14 protein-coding genes and 1 other annotated feature are annotated in these 17,981 nt (G+C 30.9%); of the genes, 4 read left to right on the top strand and 10 right to left on the bottom strand.

What is annotated here, in order from left to right:
• The 3 genes from ACOQFO_RS09040 to ACOQFO_RS09030 form a co-directional block, all read left to right on the top strand.
• On the top strand, positions 1–420 hold a 420-nt coding region (locus ACOQFO_RS09040), incomplete at its 5' end, for a hypothetical protein (protein ID WP_421689358.1).
• A 313-nt stretch (positions 421–733) separates the two neighbouring features.
• On the top strand, positions 734–1,618 hold the full coding sequence (locus tag ACOQFO_RS09035; protein ID WP_421689357.1) for a hypothetical protein: 885 nt from the start codon (positions 734–736) through the stop codon (positions 1,616–1,618).
• An 11-nt stretch (positions 1,619–1,629) separates the two neighbouring features.
• Positions 1,630–1,812 (top strand): hypothetical protein, encoded by a 183-nt coding sequence (locus ACOQFO_RS09030; protein ID WP_421689356.1) that lies wholly within the window; start codon positions 1,630–1,632, stop codon positions 1,810–1,812.
• A gap of 509 nt (positions 1,813–2,321) precedes the next feature.
• Here the strand turns inward: ACOQFO_RS09030 and ACOQFO_RS09025 are convergent.
• The gene (locus ACOQFO_RS09025; protein WP_421689355.1) at positions 2,322–2,843 is read right to left on the bottom strand and encodes a hypothetical protein; all 522 of its coding nucleotides are present in this window, start codon (positions 2,841–2,843) and stop codon (positions 2,322–2,324) included.
• A 115-nt stretch (positions 2,844–2,958) separates the two neighbouring features.
• Here ACOQFO_RS09025 and ACOQFO_RS09020 point away from each other — a divergent pair, with 115 nt between their 5' ends.
• Entirely contained in the window at positions 2,959–3,732 is a 774-nt protein-coding gene (locus tag ACOQFO_RS09020) for a hypothetical protein (protein ID WP_421689354.1), read from the top strand.
• A gap of 181 nt (positions 3,733–3,913) precedes the next feature.
• Here ACOQFO_RS09020 and ACOQFO_RS09015 read toward each other — a convergent pair whose 3' ends face one another.
• From ACOQFO_RS09015 to ACOQFO_RS08975, 9 genes are all read right to left on the bottom strand, one after another.
• Complete coding sequence (locus ACOQFO_RS09015) at positions 3,914–4,141, bottom strand: hypothetical protein (RefSeq protein WP_421689353.1); 228 nt, start codon at positions 4,139–4,141, stop codon at positions 3,914–3,916.
• Between the two features lie 567 nt (positions 4,142–4,708).
• Entirely contained in the window at positions 4,709–7,783 is a 3,075-nt protein-coding gene (gene ileS / locus ACOQFO_RS09010; protein ID WP_421689352.1) for an isoleucine--tRNA ligase, read from the bottom strand.
• Positions 7,784–7,834: 51 nt separating this feature from the next.
• Positions 7,835–8,076, bottom strand: a binding site (T-box leader).
• A 38-nt stretch (positions 8,077–8,114) separates the two neighbouring features.
• Entirely contained in the window at positions 8,115–8,648 is a 534-nt protein-coding gene (locus ACOQFO_RS09005) for a hypothetical protein (protein WP_421689351.1), read from the bottom strand.
• Positions 8,649–9,050: 402 nt separating this feature from the next.
• Positions 9,051–10,607, bottom strand: coding sequence for an Eco57I restriction-modification methylase domain-containing protein (locus tag ACOQFO_RS09000; RefSeq protein WP_421689350.1), 1,557 nt, complete (start codon positions 10,605–10,607; stop codon positions 9,051–9,053).
• A gap of 2 nt (positions 10,608–10,609) precedes the next feature.
• A complete protein-coding gene (locus ACOQFO_RS08995; RefSeq protein ID WP_421689349.1) occupies positions 10,610–11,206 on the bottom strand; it encodes an HNH endonuclease in 597 nt (198 codons plus the stop codon).
• Between the two features lie 4 nt (positions 11,207–11,210).
• Positions 11,211–11,825, bottom strand: a complete 615-nt coding sequence (locus ACOQFO_RS08990) for a hypothetical protein (protein WP_421689348.1) — start codon at positions 11,823–11,825, stop codon at positions 11,211–11,213.
• 14 nt (positions 11,826–11,839) lie between these two features.
• Positions 11,840–14,137, bottom strand: a complete 2,298-nt coding sequence (locus ACOQFO_RS08985; RefSeq protein ID WP_421689347.1) for an ATP-binding protein — start codon at positions 14,135–14,137, stop codon at positions 11,840–11,842.
• A gap of 280 nt (positions 14,138–14,417) precedes the next feature.
• On the bottom strand, positions 14,418–15,947 hold the full coding sequence (locus tag ACOQFO_RS08980) for a Tn7-like element transposition protein TnsE (RefSeq protein WP_421689346.1): 1,530 nt from the start codon (positions 15,945–15,947) through the stop codon (positions 14,418–14,420).
• A complete protein-coding gene (locus ACOQFO_RS08975; protein ID WP_421689345.1) occupies positions 15,928–17,781 on the bottom strand; it encodes a TnsD family transposase in 1,854 nt (617 codons plus the stop codon). The genes ACOQFO_RS08980 and ACOQFO_RS08975 overlap by 20 nt, the downstream gene beginning before the upstream one ends.
• Between the last annotated feature and the right edge of the window lie 200 nt (positions 17,782–17,981).

Below are 17,981 nucleotides of genomic sequence, written 5' to 3'. Positions count from 1 at the left end.
AAAAGTTATTATCCTGAATTTTATGGTCTTCTTTCAAATGTAGGTCATAGTAACTTTGGTATTATTAATTTTTATAGAAACAGAGATTTAACATTTACAATAGAGAAAAATAATTATCCTGTCTTAACTCGTTTTTTTGTAGTTTTTGTATTCACAAAATTATTTGAACACGTAGTGACTGTTGCAGGTGAAGATTTTTATGATTTTAATGAAGAAAAGAAATGTTATGATTTAGTTATCGAATCTTTACTGTATCAAGATAAATTAATTGTAGAAGTGTTAAAAAAGATTGAAGATGATACTGCTTTAAACCCCCAAAGAAAAAAATTTAACAAGAAAATGAAGGAAATGTTAAAAGATATGAAGAAGTCCTTAAAAGAAAAACTAGGGAGTGTAAATAAAGATTTTTTACAAAAATAATGTGGGTTTGATTTAATCTTAAATTGCGAAAATGAGAAGCAATTAATTCTGCTTCTCATTTTTCATTTGTTGGATGTAATTTCGTATCATCGAATCTATAATCTAAAACTTGGAATTCTTCAACAAGAAGATTGCTAAATTTAGTACCCATTCAAGGGGCGAAGTCTAACCATATAGTACGAATACTCTTGAACATATTTTATATATAACTAATATGCTGTTTTCTTTCTGATTCAAATAATCCTTTTTTTGGTATAATTGTATATAATATTTAAAACTATTGCTAGTTGATTAAATTATGAGGAGGTATATTATGCTGAATTTTTATAAATCAATCTCACTGAAATTAAATAAGTATGAATTGAAAAATCCATTTGTATTCTTCGCCTTAAAATTATCTTTACTAATAGTAGTGATTTTACTATTAATTAAAATAATATTAACCACATATGAAATAATTGATATGGATTTAAGTACGGAGATGATAACTGTATTAGCCTCTTTATTAGGTGCAACAGTAGGAGGCGTAATTACTTATATAACAACCACCGGCTCAATTTTAAAATCAAATAGAGTTAAATCGGCAATTATAAATAAAAAAACAATTTACGAACCTATTTATATCGAATTTAAACAGCTACTTGAAGATATAGAGCAGAAAGAAATAATATATATCTCAAGAGATTCCCGATATAGGACTATAGGTTCAACTTCTTTTGAATTTTGGACTAGAGTAAAAAATGACACTAGGATATTCCAAATACCAGACTATCTTAATAAGGATATTGTTGAGATGGAAAATACTCTTAATAAATATATGAAGCAAGTTGACTATTTAATAGATAATGCGTTAGAACAGTTCGAGTCAATACTTAATGCTAATGGATATCAGATAAATGATAATAGAGATGGAATTAGAAGCTTTTTTAAAGCTAAAAAAATTATTCATAAAGAGAAAGATATTTTATTAGAAGATTTTTTTAGGAATGGAGTTTTTGGAATTTCGAAAATCATCGAGAAAGATAAGCCAATAATTAATGCAGCATTTAATGATTACATTGAAAATAACAGTGAATTAGCTAATTATGAATTTCTAAGGAACTTATTAGTGGAAAAACTTAAAAATTGTCTTGAAGTAATTGAATTAATTATTAAAACTATAAGAAATAAATATGAGAGACAAAATAACTTATTTTAGAGGAGGACATTATGCACGTATTTTCATCACAAGTAAAAGATAAATTGAAAAGAAATTTTGAAAGAAAACATCCAGATGTTCTTTTATATATTGAAGACCCGTATATTGAGCGATTATTAGATGGTATTTTTGATGTTGTTGCAGAGGAAATAAGTGAAATTAGGAATGACTTTTTGAAAAAAGGTAGAACATAAAAATTAAAATGGCTATATAGAACTTATTAAACACTAGCACGTACTTTCGCTTTGTTATTACCTTTTTTAGCAACGTAACACACTCGACATGTGTGGACTGTATACGGCAACATTGGTGCCTGTAGGTTTAGTTAATTTTGTGGATGTTGGCAGAGCGGCAATTTCCGGAGACTATGCATCGATTTTGCCACATCTATGTTGGGTGTTCAATTCTTAAAAACACTCAATTGGTTAATTCCTAAAAGGGTTCAGATTCTATAGAATTATGCCATTATTAATTATAAAACTAATCTGTTACTTTTATAATTTTTAGCAAATAACACTTACCAAATACTATTGCAGATAAAAACCAGAAAACCTTGATACAGCGAGGTTTTTTGCTGTATCAAGTATTAATTTTTAAAAAATCCCTAGACCAATGGTTCTAAAACCATGGCACTAGGGATTTTTATTGTTGGTATAAAAATTAAACCAAATCAAAGATGTTTTATTCTAATCCGAAAACTTAATTATTTTTCACTTATTATATTTCCTTCATCATCGTATATTTTAAAGTGATATCTTAAGACCTCCCCAATATCTATTGGTAACTTTTCATAAATAATACCATTTTCTTTTACTTCAATAGTAGATTCGTATATTACATTTCCATTATTCCCAATGATAGTATAATTGAACTCTTTAGCGCTCGGATAATTATAAAGCCACCCCCACAGAATAGTCTTCGAATCATGATCAATGCGACTTATATTTATCGTATCAAAATCACTATATATATCTACAGGTTGGCTATGTTCCCCAGTACCCGGTTCATATCTGTTCCCAATTCCTGTGGAATATACATTCAAACCTATGATTTGTTTTGCATTTCTATCTTCACCATGGAAAATTACAACTTGGTCATTTACTTCTTCAAATAAAATTTGAACCTTACTATAACCACCACTTTTTTCTATTGCTTCTTGTAATGATGCAGATGAACATCCGCTTAAAAAAATAATTAAAAATAAAAATAAATAATTTTTTTTCACAATTATCACCCTTTTTCAGATAATTTAAAACATACCAAATTATTTTACTTTTTCCATATTATAGTCTATTATAATATTATTCAGCTGAATATCAAAATCTTAGGAGGTAATTTGAGTGAAAAAGACTATACTACTTTCTTTAATCTCAATGTTAGTTCTATCTACGACAGTTTTTTCAACTAGTAGTTTAGCAGTTGAATTGGAGACGTATTCCGAGGAAGAATTGCAGTTTATGGAAACTACAGATGAACTTCTAGAAAACTATGCTGTTACACCGCAAGATTTGGAGAATTTAGGTTGGGAGTTAGTTAGTAAGTCAGAAGAAGGTTCACCGACAATTCAACCATTAACTGTTGGTGGAGGCGCAACGGTTTATAACTATTTCTATAAAAGTTCAGAATATCCTGGTCTGTATTTAGCACAATCTACGTGGGAATATGATAAATTTTGGGTAGAATATGATTGGGAAAGTACAGCTGGTAATGCATATGATATTTTTGCAATGTCTATAGCTCGCAATAATCAAGCGCTTACTACTTCTGCTCAAAAAGGCGGAATTACTGTTTTTGACGCTGAAGGAGTTGCATTCCCAGGTGTAGGTTGGATTGATGAGTACAAAGATAGCGGTGTTGTGTTCGTAATTAGTGATAGAGGTGGAAGTCAAGGAATAGGAAGCGCTGGTAGTGCATGGTTCTACATTTCTAAACCGACTACAACTTCTGGAGAATTCATGATGCACTCTCGTTGGACTCATACTTGGTCGTCTGAAAAAGTTTATTTAAAAGATGTCACTTTCTCTTTCCCGTTGAATATTAGTGCTTCTTGGGAATCTTCAAACACTCTAGGGCAATGGAGTAGGGCTGGAGATCCAAAAGCTATCAGTTGGTAATGCTAATATTTCTATTACCTTTAATTGAACCAATTAAAGACACTAGTAAACTATAACAACTAAAAAAGCGAGGACCCAATAGGGTTTCTCGCTTTTTTATATTATGCTATATTCGCGAATGATTATACCACTTGTTATTTTACTTGTTCAATGGTTAAAACCGTATATTCTAGTCTTGAACTTACTTCCCCTTCCATTGTCTAAAGAAATCTTCAAATGCTTGTTTAGACGTTTTGAGCGGATCTTTAAATTCAGCAGCAATATACGATAAAAGCGCAGCTAAAGTGATTTCCTCTTCCAGTTCCCCATTAATGTAATCCAATATCTTTTGTAATTCTTTTTTACGTCTTTCATCAATTGAATTCAAGTTCGTATTGATGTAGGTATTTACGAATCTAATATCGTGCATCCCTCTTTCTAGTAATAAACTTACTACTCTAGAAACACTACAATCTAGTGCATAGGATAATGTATTAACAACTTCATAGACATTTCTCTTTAATCGTAAGGAAACTCTCTCAGTTTTTGCTGGAAATTTGAGCATATGTATTCGTGGATTTTCAAGACTTCCAAAATAGAGTGTGTTATTAATTCGGATATCACGATGAAAGAATTGAGATAGATCCTCTATCATTTCTTTATTAGTGACGGAGTAGATTACTGTAGGTTTGGAATAAAGTTTGATCAAATGTATGATGCAAACGTTTTCTTTACATATAGAAGAAACCCATTCATTTTAAAAAAAGATTGATCAAAATGAATAGGTTTCTTTTAAAATGAACATTCCGTTTTATAAAAAAGTTTGATTAAAGTTCAATTAGAATTCTTTGATTGTATGAATAAAACATCGCGTTATAATTGTAATAAAGTAACTCTGTTCAAAAAATGCCTTGTAGGAATATTATTATTAGCTGCTTTATCAAAAGAGTAATTAATGAAAAACAGTTATTTTTTAGAATATATTCTTACTCAAGCTTTAGTTTAAATTCATAGTAAATTTTAACTCATTTTTACCTAATTCATATTTTATGACAGATTGTGAATCAATTGATGAAACAAATGCTATATCTTGTACCAATACATTCATTTTAATTAAGTTTTCAAACCGAACAATTAATTCCTGACATTCCAATGAACAAAGAACATGAAGATTAATATGTTTTTCAATTGGATAATTCATTTTTTTACGATTATCTTGGATACAGCGAATAAAGTCACGAATTTGTCCTTCTTCAATCAGTTCACGTGTTAATTTGGTACATAATAGTACTTTTAATGGCCCTTCTTCGGCAAGAGTATAACCATCTTGCACCTGTGATTCTGTTATAACATGCGTCATATCTAATTCAAAGTAATTTCCAGAAGTTAGTACTTCTATTTTTCCTTCTTTTAGTAAGGTTTCTTTTTCTATAGACGATATATTATCAATATATTTTTTCAAATCATTTACATGTTTTCCAAAGGTAGTACCAGCTGTTTTAAAGTTGAGCTTTAATGATATATCTTCTAAACCTGCTAAGTCTTCTATCCAGTGAATTTTCTTTACATTTAGTTCGTCTTGAATAATGTCTTGATATGCCTCGTAATGTTTACTTGAATTAATTATCATTTCAGCTAATGGTTGTTTTATTTTTAAGTTTTCAGAATTTCTTATACTTCGGCCAAGTTCGACTATTTTTACAACATGATTCATTTCTTGTTCAAGCTGATTATTTATTAATGATTGATTGACTTTGGGATAGTCCTGTAAATGAACACTTTCACTTTGCAGTTGCAAATAAATATGTTCAGCTATATATGGCGTAAAAGGAGCTAATAATTTACATAGTACACAAAGTATTTCATACAATGTATTAAAAGCTGCTCGCTTATCTTCTGAGAAACCAGAAGCCCAAAAACGTTGTCTAGATCTGCGAACATACCAATTGCTTACATCATCAATTAACTTTGCAATTTCGCGACTTGCCTGTGTAAACTGATAATCATCCATGAATGTTGTCACTTTATAAAGTGTACTATGCAGTCGAGACAGGATCCACTTATCCATCTTTGTTGGATTTCCTGGAAGGGTGGAGTTGAATTTAAATCCATCAATCGACGCATATAAATAATAAAAATTAAAGGTATTTTCAAATGTATCTAACAACTTGGACTTAGCTTCCTGTACAATTTTTACTGAAAACCGCTTTGGATTCCATGGAGAACTATCGACAACCAATGCCCAACGTAATGCATCTGCGCCGTATTTATTCATTAATTCTAAGGGGTCTAAGGCATTCCCTTTACTTTTCGACATTTTCTGTCCATGTTCATCTAAAACATGTCCTAATGATAACACATTTTTGTAAGGTGCTTGACCTGTATAGAGGGTTGAAACAGCTAATAAACTATAGAAAAATCCTCGAGTTTGATCAATACCTTCGATGACTACATCCGCAGGAAATTGTTTTTTGAATGCTTCTTGTTTAAATGGATAGTGATGTTGAGCAAATGGCATAGAACCACTATCAAACCATACATCGATAACTTCTAATGTACGCTTCATTTCATGGTTACACTTTGGACAACTACATGTAATCTCATCAATATACGGTTTATGCAATTCTAAGTTGTCTGGAAGAGGTACAGTTGCTAAACTTTTTAATTTTTCTATACTTTCTGGTACTTCTTCATTCCCGCAAGATGTACAAATCCATACATTTAAAGGAGTTCCCCAGTAGCGATTTCGACTGATATTCCAATCAACTACATTTTCAAGAAAGTTACCAAATCGTCCGTTTTTTATATGCTCTGGATACCATGTAACTGTTGCATTATTTAAAAGTAGTTTGTTCTTTAAGGTTGACATCTTGATAAACCAGCTATCAGTTGCATAATAAAGTAAGGGTGTATCACAGCGCCAACAGTATGGATAGCTGTGATCGTATTTTTGCTTATGGAAAAGTAAATTTGAGTTTGCTAATAGCTTAATGATTTCAACATCACAATCTTTTACAAATTTACCAGCAAAATCAGAAACCACATCTGTATATTTACCTTGCTGATTAACAACATTAACAAATGAAAGATCATATTGTTTTACAATTCGAAAATCATCTTCACCATATGCTGGGGCGATATGAACAATTCCTGTACCACTTGTTTCTTTAACAAAATCAGCCATCAATACAATATGACCTTTTTCTACATTTACATAATTAAAAGGAGGATAATATCCTACACCTTCAAATTCGATTCCCTTGTGTTCACTAATAATCTTAGCTCCGGAGCCAACCACATTAGATACAAGAGATTTTGCAACGATATAAATCTCTCCGTCTAGTTCAGCTCTTACATAAGTTAAGTCTGCATGCATTGCAAGAGCAACATTTGCTGGTAAAGTCCATGGTGTTGTTGTCCAACCTAAGAAAAATTCATCACGATCTACAAGTTTAAATTTTACGGTTGCAGATAAATCTTTTACATCTTTATAGCCTTGTGCTACTTCATGTGAACTTAAAGAAGTTTGACAACTAGGACAATATGGCGATACACGATGTCCTTTATACAGGAGTTTATCTTGATGTACTTTACTTAGAATATTCCATACACTTTCAATGTATTCATTACTTAAAGTTAGATAAGGATCATCCAAATCTACCCAATAGCCAAGTTCTTCGGTAAAGGAACGCCAGATTTTTTCATATGTGAACACGCTATCCTTACATTTTTTTATAAACGGTTCAATTCCATAACTTTCAATTTCCTGTTTACCAGAAATTCCAAGCTCTTTTTCAACACCTAATTCAACAGGTAAACCATGAGTATCCCAACCAGCTTTTCTTTCAACCAAAAAACCTTGCATCGTTTTGTAACGTGCTACTACGTCCTTTATTGTTCTACCTAAAGCATGACCAACGTGTGGTAAACCATTAGCTGTTGGTGGTCCTTCATAAAATACAAAAGGCGTGCTTTCTTGACGATTTTTAATAGATTTTCCAAATATATTAGAGTCTTTCCAAAATTGTCGAAGTCTTAGTTCTCGTTCTGCAATTGTTTGGTTATTATTCAAATATTACACTCCCTCTATACAAGTTAATAAACAAATAAAAACCCCATCCCAAACAGGGACGGGGTTTAGCCGTGATACCACCCTAATTCTATTGAATCTAATTCAATAGCACTTAGCAACGTAATAAATATACGTTTCCTTAATAACGGCAGAAAAACCGGCTAAATTTACTATATCTTCAATTTAGCTTCTCAGAGGCGATATTCACATAATACCTAAACGCTGACTTTTCACCAGATATCAGCTCGCTGTAGTTTAAAATAAAATGCTACTGTTCTCTTCATAGAATTTATTTTATTTGTAATTAATATACAAAATTTTACAAAAACAACTAAACTGCATATGTTGGAAGTAGTTCAGGTTTTTTAGGGAATACTGCATCCCTTAGTATATCTTCTGAAAAAACAGGATAGTGGTAACAAATCTCAGTTGCAGATTCTGCTGCTGGCCACCAATTATCATCTACTGAAGTAAAAATTTCATCGTAGATTTCTCTTGTATATTTATATAAAGCTCTTACATGATTCACCATTTCCCGGTTTTCTCGTTGTAGGGGGCTATGATGAATATATTGACCAAAAACTTCGTTACAGAACGCATGATACTCTTTTGTAAAAACTAAGTGAATATGCCAAAAAGGATCTACATAATTCGAAACAGCATGCATATTCTCTGGATCTAATAATGCCACTACATAGTATCGCTTTAAATTTTCAATACCATCTGATAAATATCGATCCGTTAAATCTAAAAATTCTTCTTTGAATTTTGTCTTAATTGGATTGTAATCAAATTCATCAATTACTTTGATTTTTTCTTTTTGAAGCTCAGTTAAGGGGACTTTAATACTTTTTAAAAGACTCATACAAAAACACCTCTTCTTTATTTTTATTTAAACTACATTAAGTAGTTTATACCGAAGTGATATTTCATTTTGCAGAATTTTCAGTATCTTTAAAAAAGAATAATTTATATTTACCCTTCATGTCAAGTGAAAAATTCATCAATTAATTAAACCCCGAATGATGCCACTTTGAAAAGTGGAGCTATTCGGGGCATAATTTATAAAAATTCGTTTTTTATTTGCATTTAAAAGAACTAATTAGTTAATGGATATCAACCTGACTACCCACTTAACACATACTTCCTAAATATAAAAATCCCTTAGTTGCTCTGATTTATTTACAAGAAACAACGATTATTTTATCTTCCTAGACTTCATTAAAGCTGCTAAACGTCCCTGATGGACATCAGTTTATCTTTCCATTTAAAGATTTTTAATCCGGCGTAATAGGTATTTATGTCGGATTTTCTTTATTTTATCAAGCTCTTGTTCATCTAACTCACTTAGTACTTTTTCGTCTACAAAGTTAATTATTTTTTCTAATTTTTCATTATTTCTTAGCATCTCATCTAACTTGTTAATATCATTTCCATCGATTTTTTTATAAGGCAAACATAAAGCCTTAAATTCACTCGGAACCAGTTCACCAACACCTCCACCATAAAAACGTCCCTGATATTCACAAAGAGTTAAGGTAAGGGAGTTATAAAAACAAAAAGCAACTGAAGGCGCATGAAAGTATTCTTGTAACCTAATATTATATGCAATGTCCGTTGTATAAACACTTGCTTTATTTACAAGTAGTCTAGGTAATAGATTATATCTCTTAAAAAACATTAAATCTCCATAGTTTAAAACTGGTACATCATACCAACGTTTTCTTATAGAACACTTATATCTTTTATTTATGCCTTTCTCGATACCTGTCAATAAGTATTTCTTTAATTCATCAGAAAAATCTACTGGATCAATCATATTAAGGTTAAGCATAGAAGTGTTTTTATTACTCTTACTTAATTCCTCAAAATCCCCCTTATTAAGGAGTAGTAGATTCGGTATATTTGAACTTTTTTGTATTATAGGAATGGTTTGATCCTTACAATTCATACTATCAACAAGTAAATTGTTAAAAATAAAAAAATTATTTGCACCAGTAACTATACCAGGTGATATATGCCCCAATTCAGATACCTTATGATATTTATTTGATAGACTTTTTAATAATTCTATTTCGTTATCATTTAATATTGCATTAGACCATTTTGTTAAAGGCTTATTTCTCTTGATTTCACTTTTTTCAATTGGTGTATAATCATTTATACTTTTTACTGTTATGTATCTTACAATTGGATTTATGTCCTTTTGCTCATTACTGAGATACACTAAGCAAACATCTTGATCAATTTCGGGAAAAACACTTTCTTTAAAAGTAGTTATTTCAATGAAATTAAACATTTTTTCAAGAAATGTCCTTAGTTTTGCTGCGTAATGGACTTGTAAAAATTCAAAGGGAAGTACAAAAAAGAGAGCACCTTTCGATTTATCTAACAGTTTTAATGCTCCTAATACAAAAGAAACCCAAGTATTTTGAAATATCTCTTCTGAAAGGGACCAGTATTGAAGTATTTTTAAACATTTTTCCCTTTCTTCAATTGACAAATTTTTTTTTGATACATAGGGTGGATTTCCAATTATTAACTCATATTTTTTATCTTCAGAAATTGCATAATCCATAAAGTTAGTACAAAATAAATTTACTGATATCCTTCTTTGGTTTTTAAGAACATTGATTTTTTGTTCATCTATCTCAACTGCATCTATACATATATCTTGAAAGTTTACTAATTCATCTAAAAACCTACCATCTCCAACCGAAGGCTCTAAAATATTATTTGCTTGAATTTTCTTCATTGCATAGTCACACATGTATTTAACTAACGGCTTAGGAGTATAAAATGACCCAGTCTTTTTTTTGTCCATATTTATTCTCCTAGTATGTACTCAAATAGGTTATCTAACTCTTCTTGAATATCCATAAAAAGTTCTAATTCCTGCAAATCAAGCGACTTGCTTTTTTTCATTTCATATAACAGTTCCTTACGTTTATTAAGCTCCATACATTTCCAAACAATATCTGTAGGACGAAGGTTAAATTTAAACACATGATACATGTACTTGCCCACATCAGTAAAATATTCAATTGATCCTTCGGAACTTCGCCCTAAATGTATGTCATATTCATCAGATGTTGGATCAACGAAACCTTGGGAACCATCATTACACAAGTCTTTATTTTTGGTTGGCCATTTTTTACTTTTTTTTCTGTTACAAGTAAAACATGAAAAAACGAGATTGTTATAATCTGTTTCTCTATCACTATCTGTAGAAATTGGAACAAAGTGATCGATTTCAAAACCTTTTCTTGAAACTACCATATGTTTACCACAATAACCACATAGTTGAGAAAAATCTTCAGTAAGTGACTCTCGATACTTTGAATAATGATTCTCTACAGAGTAGTTTTTTCTTCTTTTTATTTTTACGTCTCCATGAACTCTGTATCCAATTGCTGTTTCCATAGACTTACTCCTTATTTAATTCAATAAAACGATCTAATTTTTCCATTAAACTATCTACTTTTTTATTAACATTACTTTTAAGTAATTCATGAGGAATATCATCAACCTCGCCATAGGATCTTAATAATTTATACAAATGCAAAAAGTCTTCTTCTTGTTCTAAATTTAAATTATTGGTCTTTCTTTTCTTCAATAAATTTTCATAATCCGATAAATGTATTTCTAACCTATTACGAAAAACATATACTGCTTGTTTTATGGTATCACAAATTTCACTTATATCATCAGAAGACATGATATTACGATCTAGAATTAGATTTTTAATTACCAAATTCTCATCTTTTGAATCCTCCGGATAATTAGTTAGTATTAGGCAGGGTAAGTCTGGTAGCTGGTGATTTATATAAGATACTACCTTGGTACCCTGAAATGCATATTTTGCAGTTAATTTATGATCTACAATTAGACACTCTATTGAATTCAACAATATCCAGTCTACAATATCACTTAATTTGGTCCAATTCTCTATATATAGCAAATCGATTTCTTTTCTAGATAACCGTTTCTTATAATCTCTATACGCATTAGAGTCATCGTCGACAAAACCTACTTTGAACAAATTTTTTCCTCCCATCAAAAAATTTTAGTTTTTCCATTTAGTTTTATCTTTATGTGAAATCCTGAAGGACTAGAGATATTCTTTGATAAATCGATTTCACCATTATACTCACCAACAGTCTTGTCAATAATCCACATTCCCATTCCAGTCCCTATTTTTTCACCTAATTCATTGAATTTATCGGTTTCATGAGGTTTTAATATTTCTCTTGGATTATTTTTGTAACCCTTACTTAACCCAGAACCTGTATCAAAATAATCAATTATTATACCTGAGTCAGAGTTATAAACCTTAATGTTGATTTCTTTATTGTCCACGCTTATACTATCGAACGAAGTTATACTATTTGTAATTAAATTATTAAATAAGGTTTCAAGCTCATAAGGAAAACACTTGAATTTTATTTCCTCTATACTTAAATTAACACGAATGCCTTTATTACTTGCTACATCATTCCATGAAGAGACTAGACCTTGCAATAAATGTTGAAGATCGATCTCTCTCATAGACCTTTTATCTCTCCTAACCGACTCAATTGTTATCTTAAACCAAGAATTAAATGAATTTTTAATTTCACTTGCTTCATTTATATAATCAATCGCTTCGATTTTATTATCATCTAATTCCAATGCTTCCTTTGCCATGACAATCTTCATACTCAGTTTATGAGTAGAATCTTTAATTTCATGAATATAAGTATTTGTTACAATCCCTGTTGTTGCCAACGCTCTTAACAAACGATTTTCATCCTCTAAGTCACGTATAATATTTTCTTTATTTTCAATAACTGTCTTTGCTTTAGTTGCCTCTATTAGTTGTGGAGAATATGTATTATTTGATTTATTGTCTCCATTTAAATTTCCAATATCAGGCCCATGTTCTTTATTCTTTTCATCTTGCTTCGCTTTTGTATATATCTCCTTCTCGTACTGTTCAGTGAAATGAGTATTCTCATAATATTGGTTTAATAACCTCATAACATACTGTCGATCTTCCTCAAACAATTTAATGATTCCTAGGAGGATCTCCCTAAAGCTTCTAAATTCAGGTGTTTCCACGATACCTTCCCTATTAGCTTGATCTGGTAACGTAATATTTGTTCTTGATATATATATTGATCCTAACATTTGGTCAGAATTCACTTTCCATTGCCCCTTACTAGCAATTGCAGCAGGCGATTTCGCTTTTCTATTCGATAATAAAAGCCAATCATAATTCGATGTTTTAGGTTCCCCATAAGGACGAATTCTAAAATTATCCCTATACATTTTTATTCCACCAAAAGTTTCTTTGTAATCCCTTCTATTTGAAAAATCTTTATAATAATATTTTTCTTTCTCTAACATTGTAGCTTGCAATTTTGAGAAATATAAAACACCTGAAAATGAACCAATCCTATCTATATATGAATTGTTTTTACTTGGCATCAATTCATATAAGGTTTTATTATAAACTATTGGAACACCCGAAAAGTATTCTTGATCTTTTAAAGAAAAACCAGCTTCATTTATTATTGTCTCAAGCTTATCACCAAAGTCAAATTCATCTCTGTTTATTTTTATTTCAACATTTCCGTCTGAATTTGAATTAAATTGAATCTTATAGTCATATGAAAACAATCCATCCTTTTTGCCTACTTTTGCATCCTCTGTTTTCGTATCCTCACCAAAAAAGTATATTTTGAAAATGTTTTCCATCTCCGGAGGAATAAGTGTAGCTAGATTGTTTTTTATTCTTTCTACTAAAGATACAGACCAGTCATCTCTTAAATTTGTTAATTTAAAAATTGTACAGGTTGAATCAAATTTACTTGAAACTAATTCTTTTAAATGCTCATTTTTAATTTCTCTAAAAAAGTCATTAATATTGTAATCAACATCATCTAAATCTGCATAAACTTCAGTGATTCTATTACCAGAGTCAAAATCACTCCAATTCACATTCCATTCCAACTTAGAATCTTGTGTTATAGTCAACATTCTACACATGTCAGAAATACGATCCAAAGCAAACCGTCCTATACCTTTAGCACCAGTTTGAATTCTTCCTTTTACAGACTTATAGTCCTTAACTTTTGATGAGTTTCCAATTGTCATCCAATGTTCTTGGATTATATCTTTATTCATCCCATGTCCATTATCTGCAATAAAAAAAGTGTTTGTCGAATCTTCATAATATAAAATACAATGAGAAGCATCTGCATCATACGAGTTTTTAACCAATTCCAGAATTGCTCCTTCTAACTTCGAAACATTTTCTCTCCCAATTAGTCGTGCTGTATATGCATGAACATTAAAGTTTATTTTTGGCATTATTATTCTCTCCTTAATTAAAAAATAATTAAAAATATACTTTATCAAGTCTAATTTCATCATAATCTATATTATGTTAGCTTGTTTAATATATTTTCTGTTCTATTGATAACGTCTCTTGACTTACTTATTGCCACTCCAATTTTTATCATGCTTACCTCAATTTTCAACTAACAACTTTCCTGTTCCACTTTATTAACAAGGTATGTATTACTTTACCTTAGAAAATTATCCGCCTGTTTATAAATATCATTTTATATTCACTGAATTCTTTAAATCACTAAATAAACTTTTCGAGTAATAACTTGGCCCTATGTCCAATATCTTTCTTCCCATGTCTCAAAGTTAAAAAATTTATTTCAGTTACTTTTAGTTGTTCTTTATTCCAAGTTCCTTGACTATCAATTACTTCACTTAAAATTTGTTGGTAGATGTACCTTTTGCTCTGTGGATAATTGATGAACAATATTAATGTTGATAAGGCTCTATCTTCACGCTCAACTTCAATTACACTAATTTCTTTACTTACAAATAGCTTAATTTCAGCAATCACATACTTCCTTTCCGTGATACCATCACTTAAATAAACAAACCGTTTTGTATGAGTAAACTCTTTTAAACTCCCTTGTGTTACATTTATCGACTGTATTTCAGGGAAATTCTCTAATACCTTCAGAACTTTGATAAACTCCCCCATTTCTCCTTGTACCTGAATATCATAAAGCGATTTAGTTTCTAAACCTTTAGCAACTGTACTTCCACCGACATCTGAAGTTGCTCTTTCACCTTGATCATTAACAAAGTGTTTCTTCGTATTTTCATCTTCAAAGTCACGCTTCTTATTTGAATTTCTTCGGATTTTCGTGACTTTTGGTAATCCCATATACTCATGGATTTGATTATCCATTTCAATTAAATCAAAGTTAACTGTTGTACCTTCAACCTCTTCATCCAATGTTAATTCACTTTGCTGAACACCATTGCCCAGTTTGCTATGTAGGGTATACTTTTTTGCTTCTCCTGATTTCATAGTTTGAAAAACTTCAGGATGAGTGAATGAAATTTCAGAATAGGGAATTTGCTTATTCTTTACATTGGTAATTCTAAGTATTGTGCCACCAGTGGAGCAGGGCTTAACAATTGCTTTAATTGTAATTGGCTGCGTAAATAACCAATTAAATTTTAAAATGCCATTATTAATAAATATGTAGGCAACATTTTCAAATACTCTTCTTAAATCTTGATTTGATAGTAACCACACTAATTGGTAGAGAAAGTTATCTTGGGTGTATTTGCTATGGTACAATGATGAAAAATCGAGGTGAATTTTGGTCGCTTCGTGCTGTTCAATAAAATATTGTGGAAAAGAGTTTATTTCAAAAAGACGATAAAGTAAAAAGCGGTTTGGTGCTAAAATGCTTCGTACAACTTCAATTAATGGAAGAGTATATCTTTTATTTTCACAAGAAACGATGAAACTTCGAGAAATATCTTTGTCATTAGTACCAAATATAGCCCATTCTCTTTCGAAAAAGCTTACATTATTAGGGTAAATTGTTATTTCTATTTCATCTGTTCCTACTGGTGCGATACTTTTTCTAATATCGCCATTCAAATAAAAATGCTGGATAGCTAAAGCTGGTAAGGTCCCCCAATCTGCAAGAATTTTTTCCGTTCTACTCTTAAATCTGAAATATGCATAAATCATAATTTTCTTTTCTTGCAAAAAAGGGGAACTAATCCAAGTTAATTGAGCTTGCTCTCCATTTTTAAATGGCCAATTATTCAATTTAACTGGTTGTTTGCTCATTGTTCTTCACATCCTGTTTCTGCTGCAAATAGCTCTCTAAATATGGCTTAATCTCATGGAAATGATGGGACTTCACTGCCGCAATCCTTTGTACCTTCCAAAGAAGTACCTGTTTTCCTTGAAGTAACATATTATCGATTACCTTGCAACAGCGACGAATTTGAAATTGTTGAACAGATTCAGTTATTTCCAATATTAACATTTCTGTTTTGGGTAACTTATCTAAATGACTTTCTAAATTCGCTAAAATCCCTAGTATATTACCGATTATAGACTTTGTGATACGGACTGGCTTCTCTAGTTCTAATAGTTCTTTATATAGCTTTCTTATTCTAACTGAATATTCTTGATCACGCTTTGACCAATCAACAATTGTAGAAGGTTCATGTTTCTTTTGTTTAGAGGGCAATATATCGATTAACCAATCTTTATCATGGCGGTATAAGTATATATATTGTTTTTCACATTTTGATCGTATACCTGTGTGAGATAATTGTGGAAATTCCCTCACCAACTTTACAATGTCTTGTTTGTACTGTGCCAATAATTCTTGATTGTCAGTAACCTCTCTTTTACTTATTTCGACATCTTTTGATAAATACCTCTTAGCAGTTTTAGAATCCACACCTAATTCTCTAGCAATTGCTCTTATGCTTAATCTCTCATTAGATAATTGTTCTAACTTTTCTTGCCATACTTGTCCAAATTGTTTTACCCTGCCTATACGCAAGCGATCTTCTGTTGTTTGGTCACGACCTTTTCTAGCATAAATAAATCCACAAGAGCATGAAAATGTGCCAATTGGAGCATTCGTATTATAATCTCTTGTTACCTCAACACTTGAAATAACTAGCTTATTAAAATGTGACGCAGCTCGATTTAAACAAGGAAATGGCCCACTGCCAAATGGACCTTCATCTGCATTCAGACTGATAAAATCTTCAACATCCAGTTCAAGAAAATAAAGCATTAATAAGTGTCTAAAAGGATGAACATGGCGTTTCATATTACGAGTAATTACTTTTAACCAGTTGTATTCATCATCAATATCTAGTCCACTTTCATATAGCTCTAAAAAACCTTCCGGAAAACTATATTGAAACATTTGATACGAATCATTTTGACGTATCCTATTAGATACTGTCACTAAATCCTTCACCCGTAATAATTTACGGTATTTTAACTTAACTTCTTCTCTTGTAATTTGATGTAATGGGACTTTTAATAACTTATACGCCTGTTTTGATAAATGTATAGATATTTCTTTAAAGGGATCAGCTTCATAGACGGTTGAAAGATTCATTTGTTTTAATTCAAATCGAATGTATTCAATTCTACTATTAGTTGTCGTAGAATATTTTCTTAAAGACAATTCATGATGAGGACAATAGTTTATGCCTTGCAATTGATGTTCACGGTGTATGTATGGCTCACCGTATTTTTCATTATCTTGATTTGCACATTCAGTGCAATAATAAAGCCCTTCTTTTCTACATATGCTTCCTGCTACCATACCTAATCTTGGATAAAGACCCTGTCCATCCTCGGAAACGTCCTTTAATATTTCTAGTTGCCGTTCTTTAGAAAGGAATATAGCATAATAAGGATAAATCGTGTGATTAGCTAAAAGGTTTTCAATAGAATAATGGGCACCAAGCTTCTCTGCCAACATAGAAAAATGGCTACCAATCTCCACACTTGGAACCACAGAGCGACTGCCAAACAACTCTTCCAACGTGTCTTTACAATCAATATTACCAATATAAAAATGGTATCGTGCAATGGCTGAATACAACAACTCGTCTGGATATGGGTTTGTGAAAAAAAGTAGCATTAAAATCTCCCTATACACCACTAAAGTAAGAATAAATATACTGATGTTTTTTTACCCTTTATAAATGCTAACTTAAGAATGTACAGTATTGATTGTTTAAGTATGTACAGTTTCGACAATAAGATACATAATATTCCTGAGGTGGGATGTTATGTATATGCAAATTAACGTAAATACAAATATTGAAATTAACACTCTAG

It is taken from the genome of Ureibacillus sp. MALMAid1270, assembly GCF_049202975.1.
Classification (GTDB): Bacteria; Bacillota; Bacilli; order Bacillales_A; family Planococcaceae; genus Ureibacillus.
This window is presented reverse-complemented; position numbering and strand designations above follow the sequence as displayed.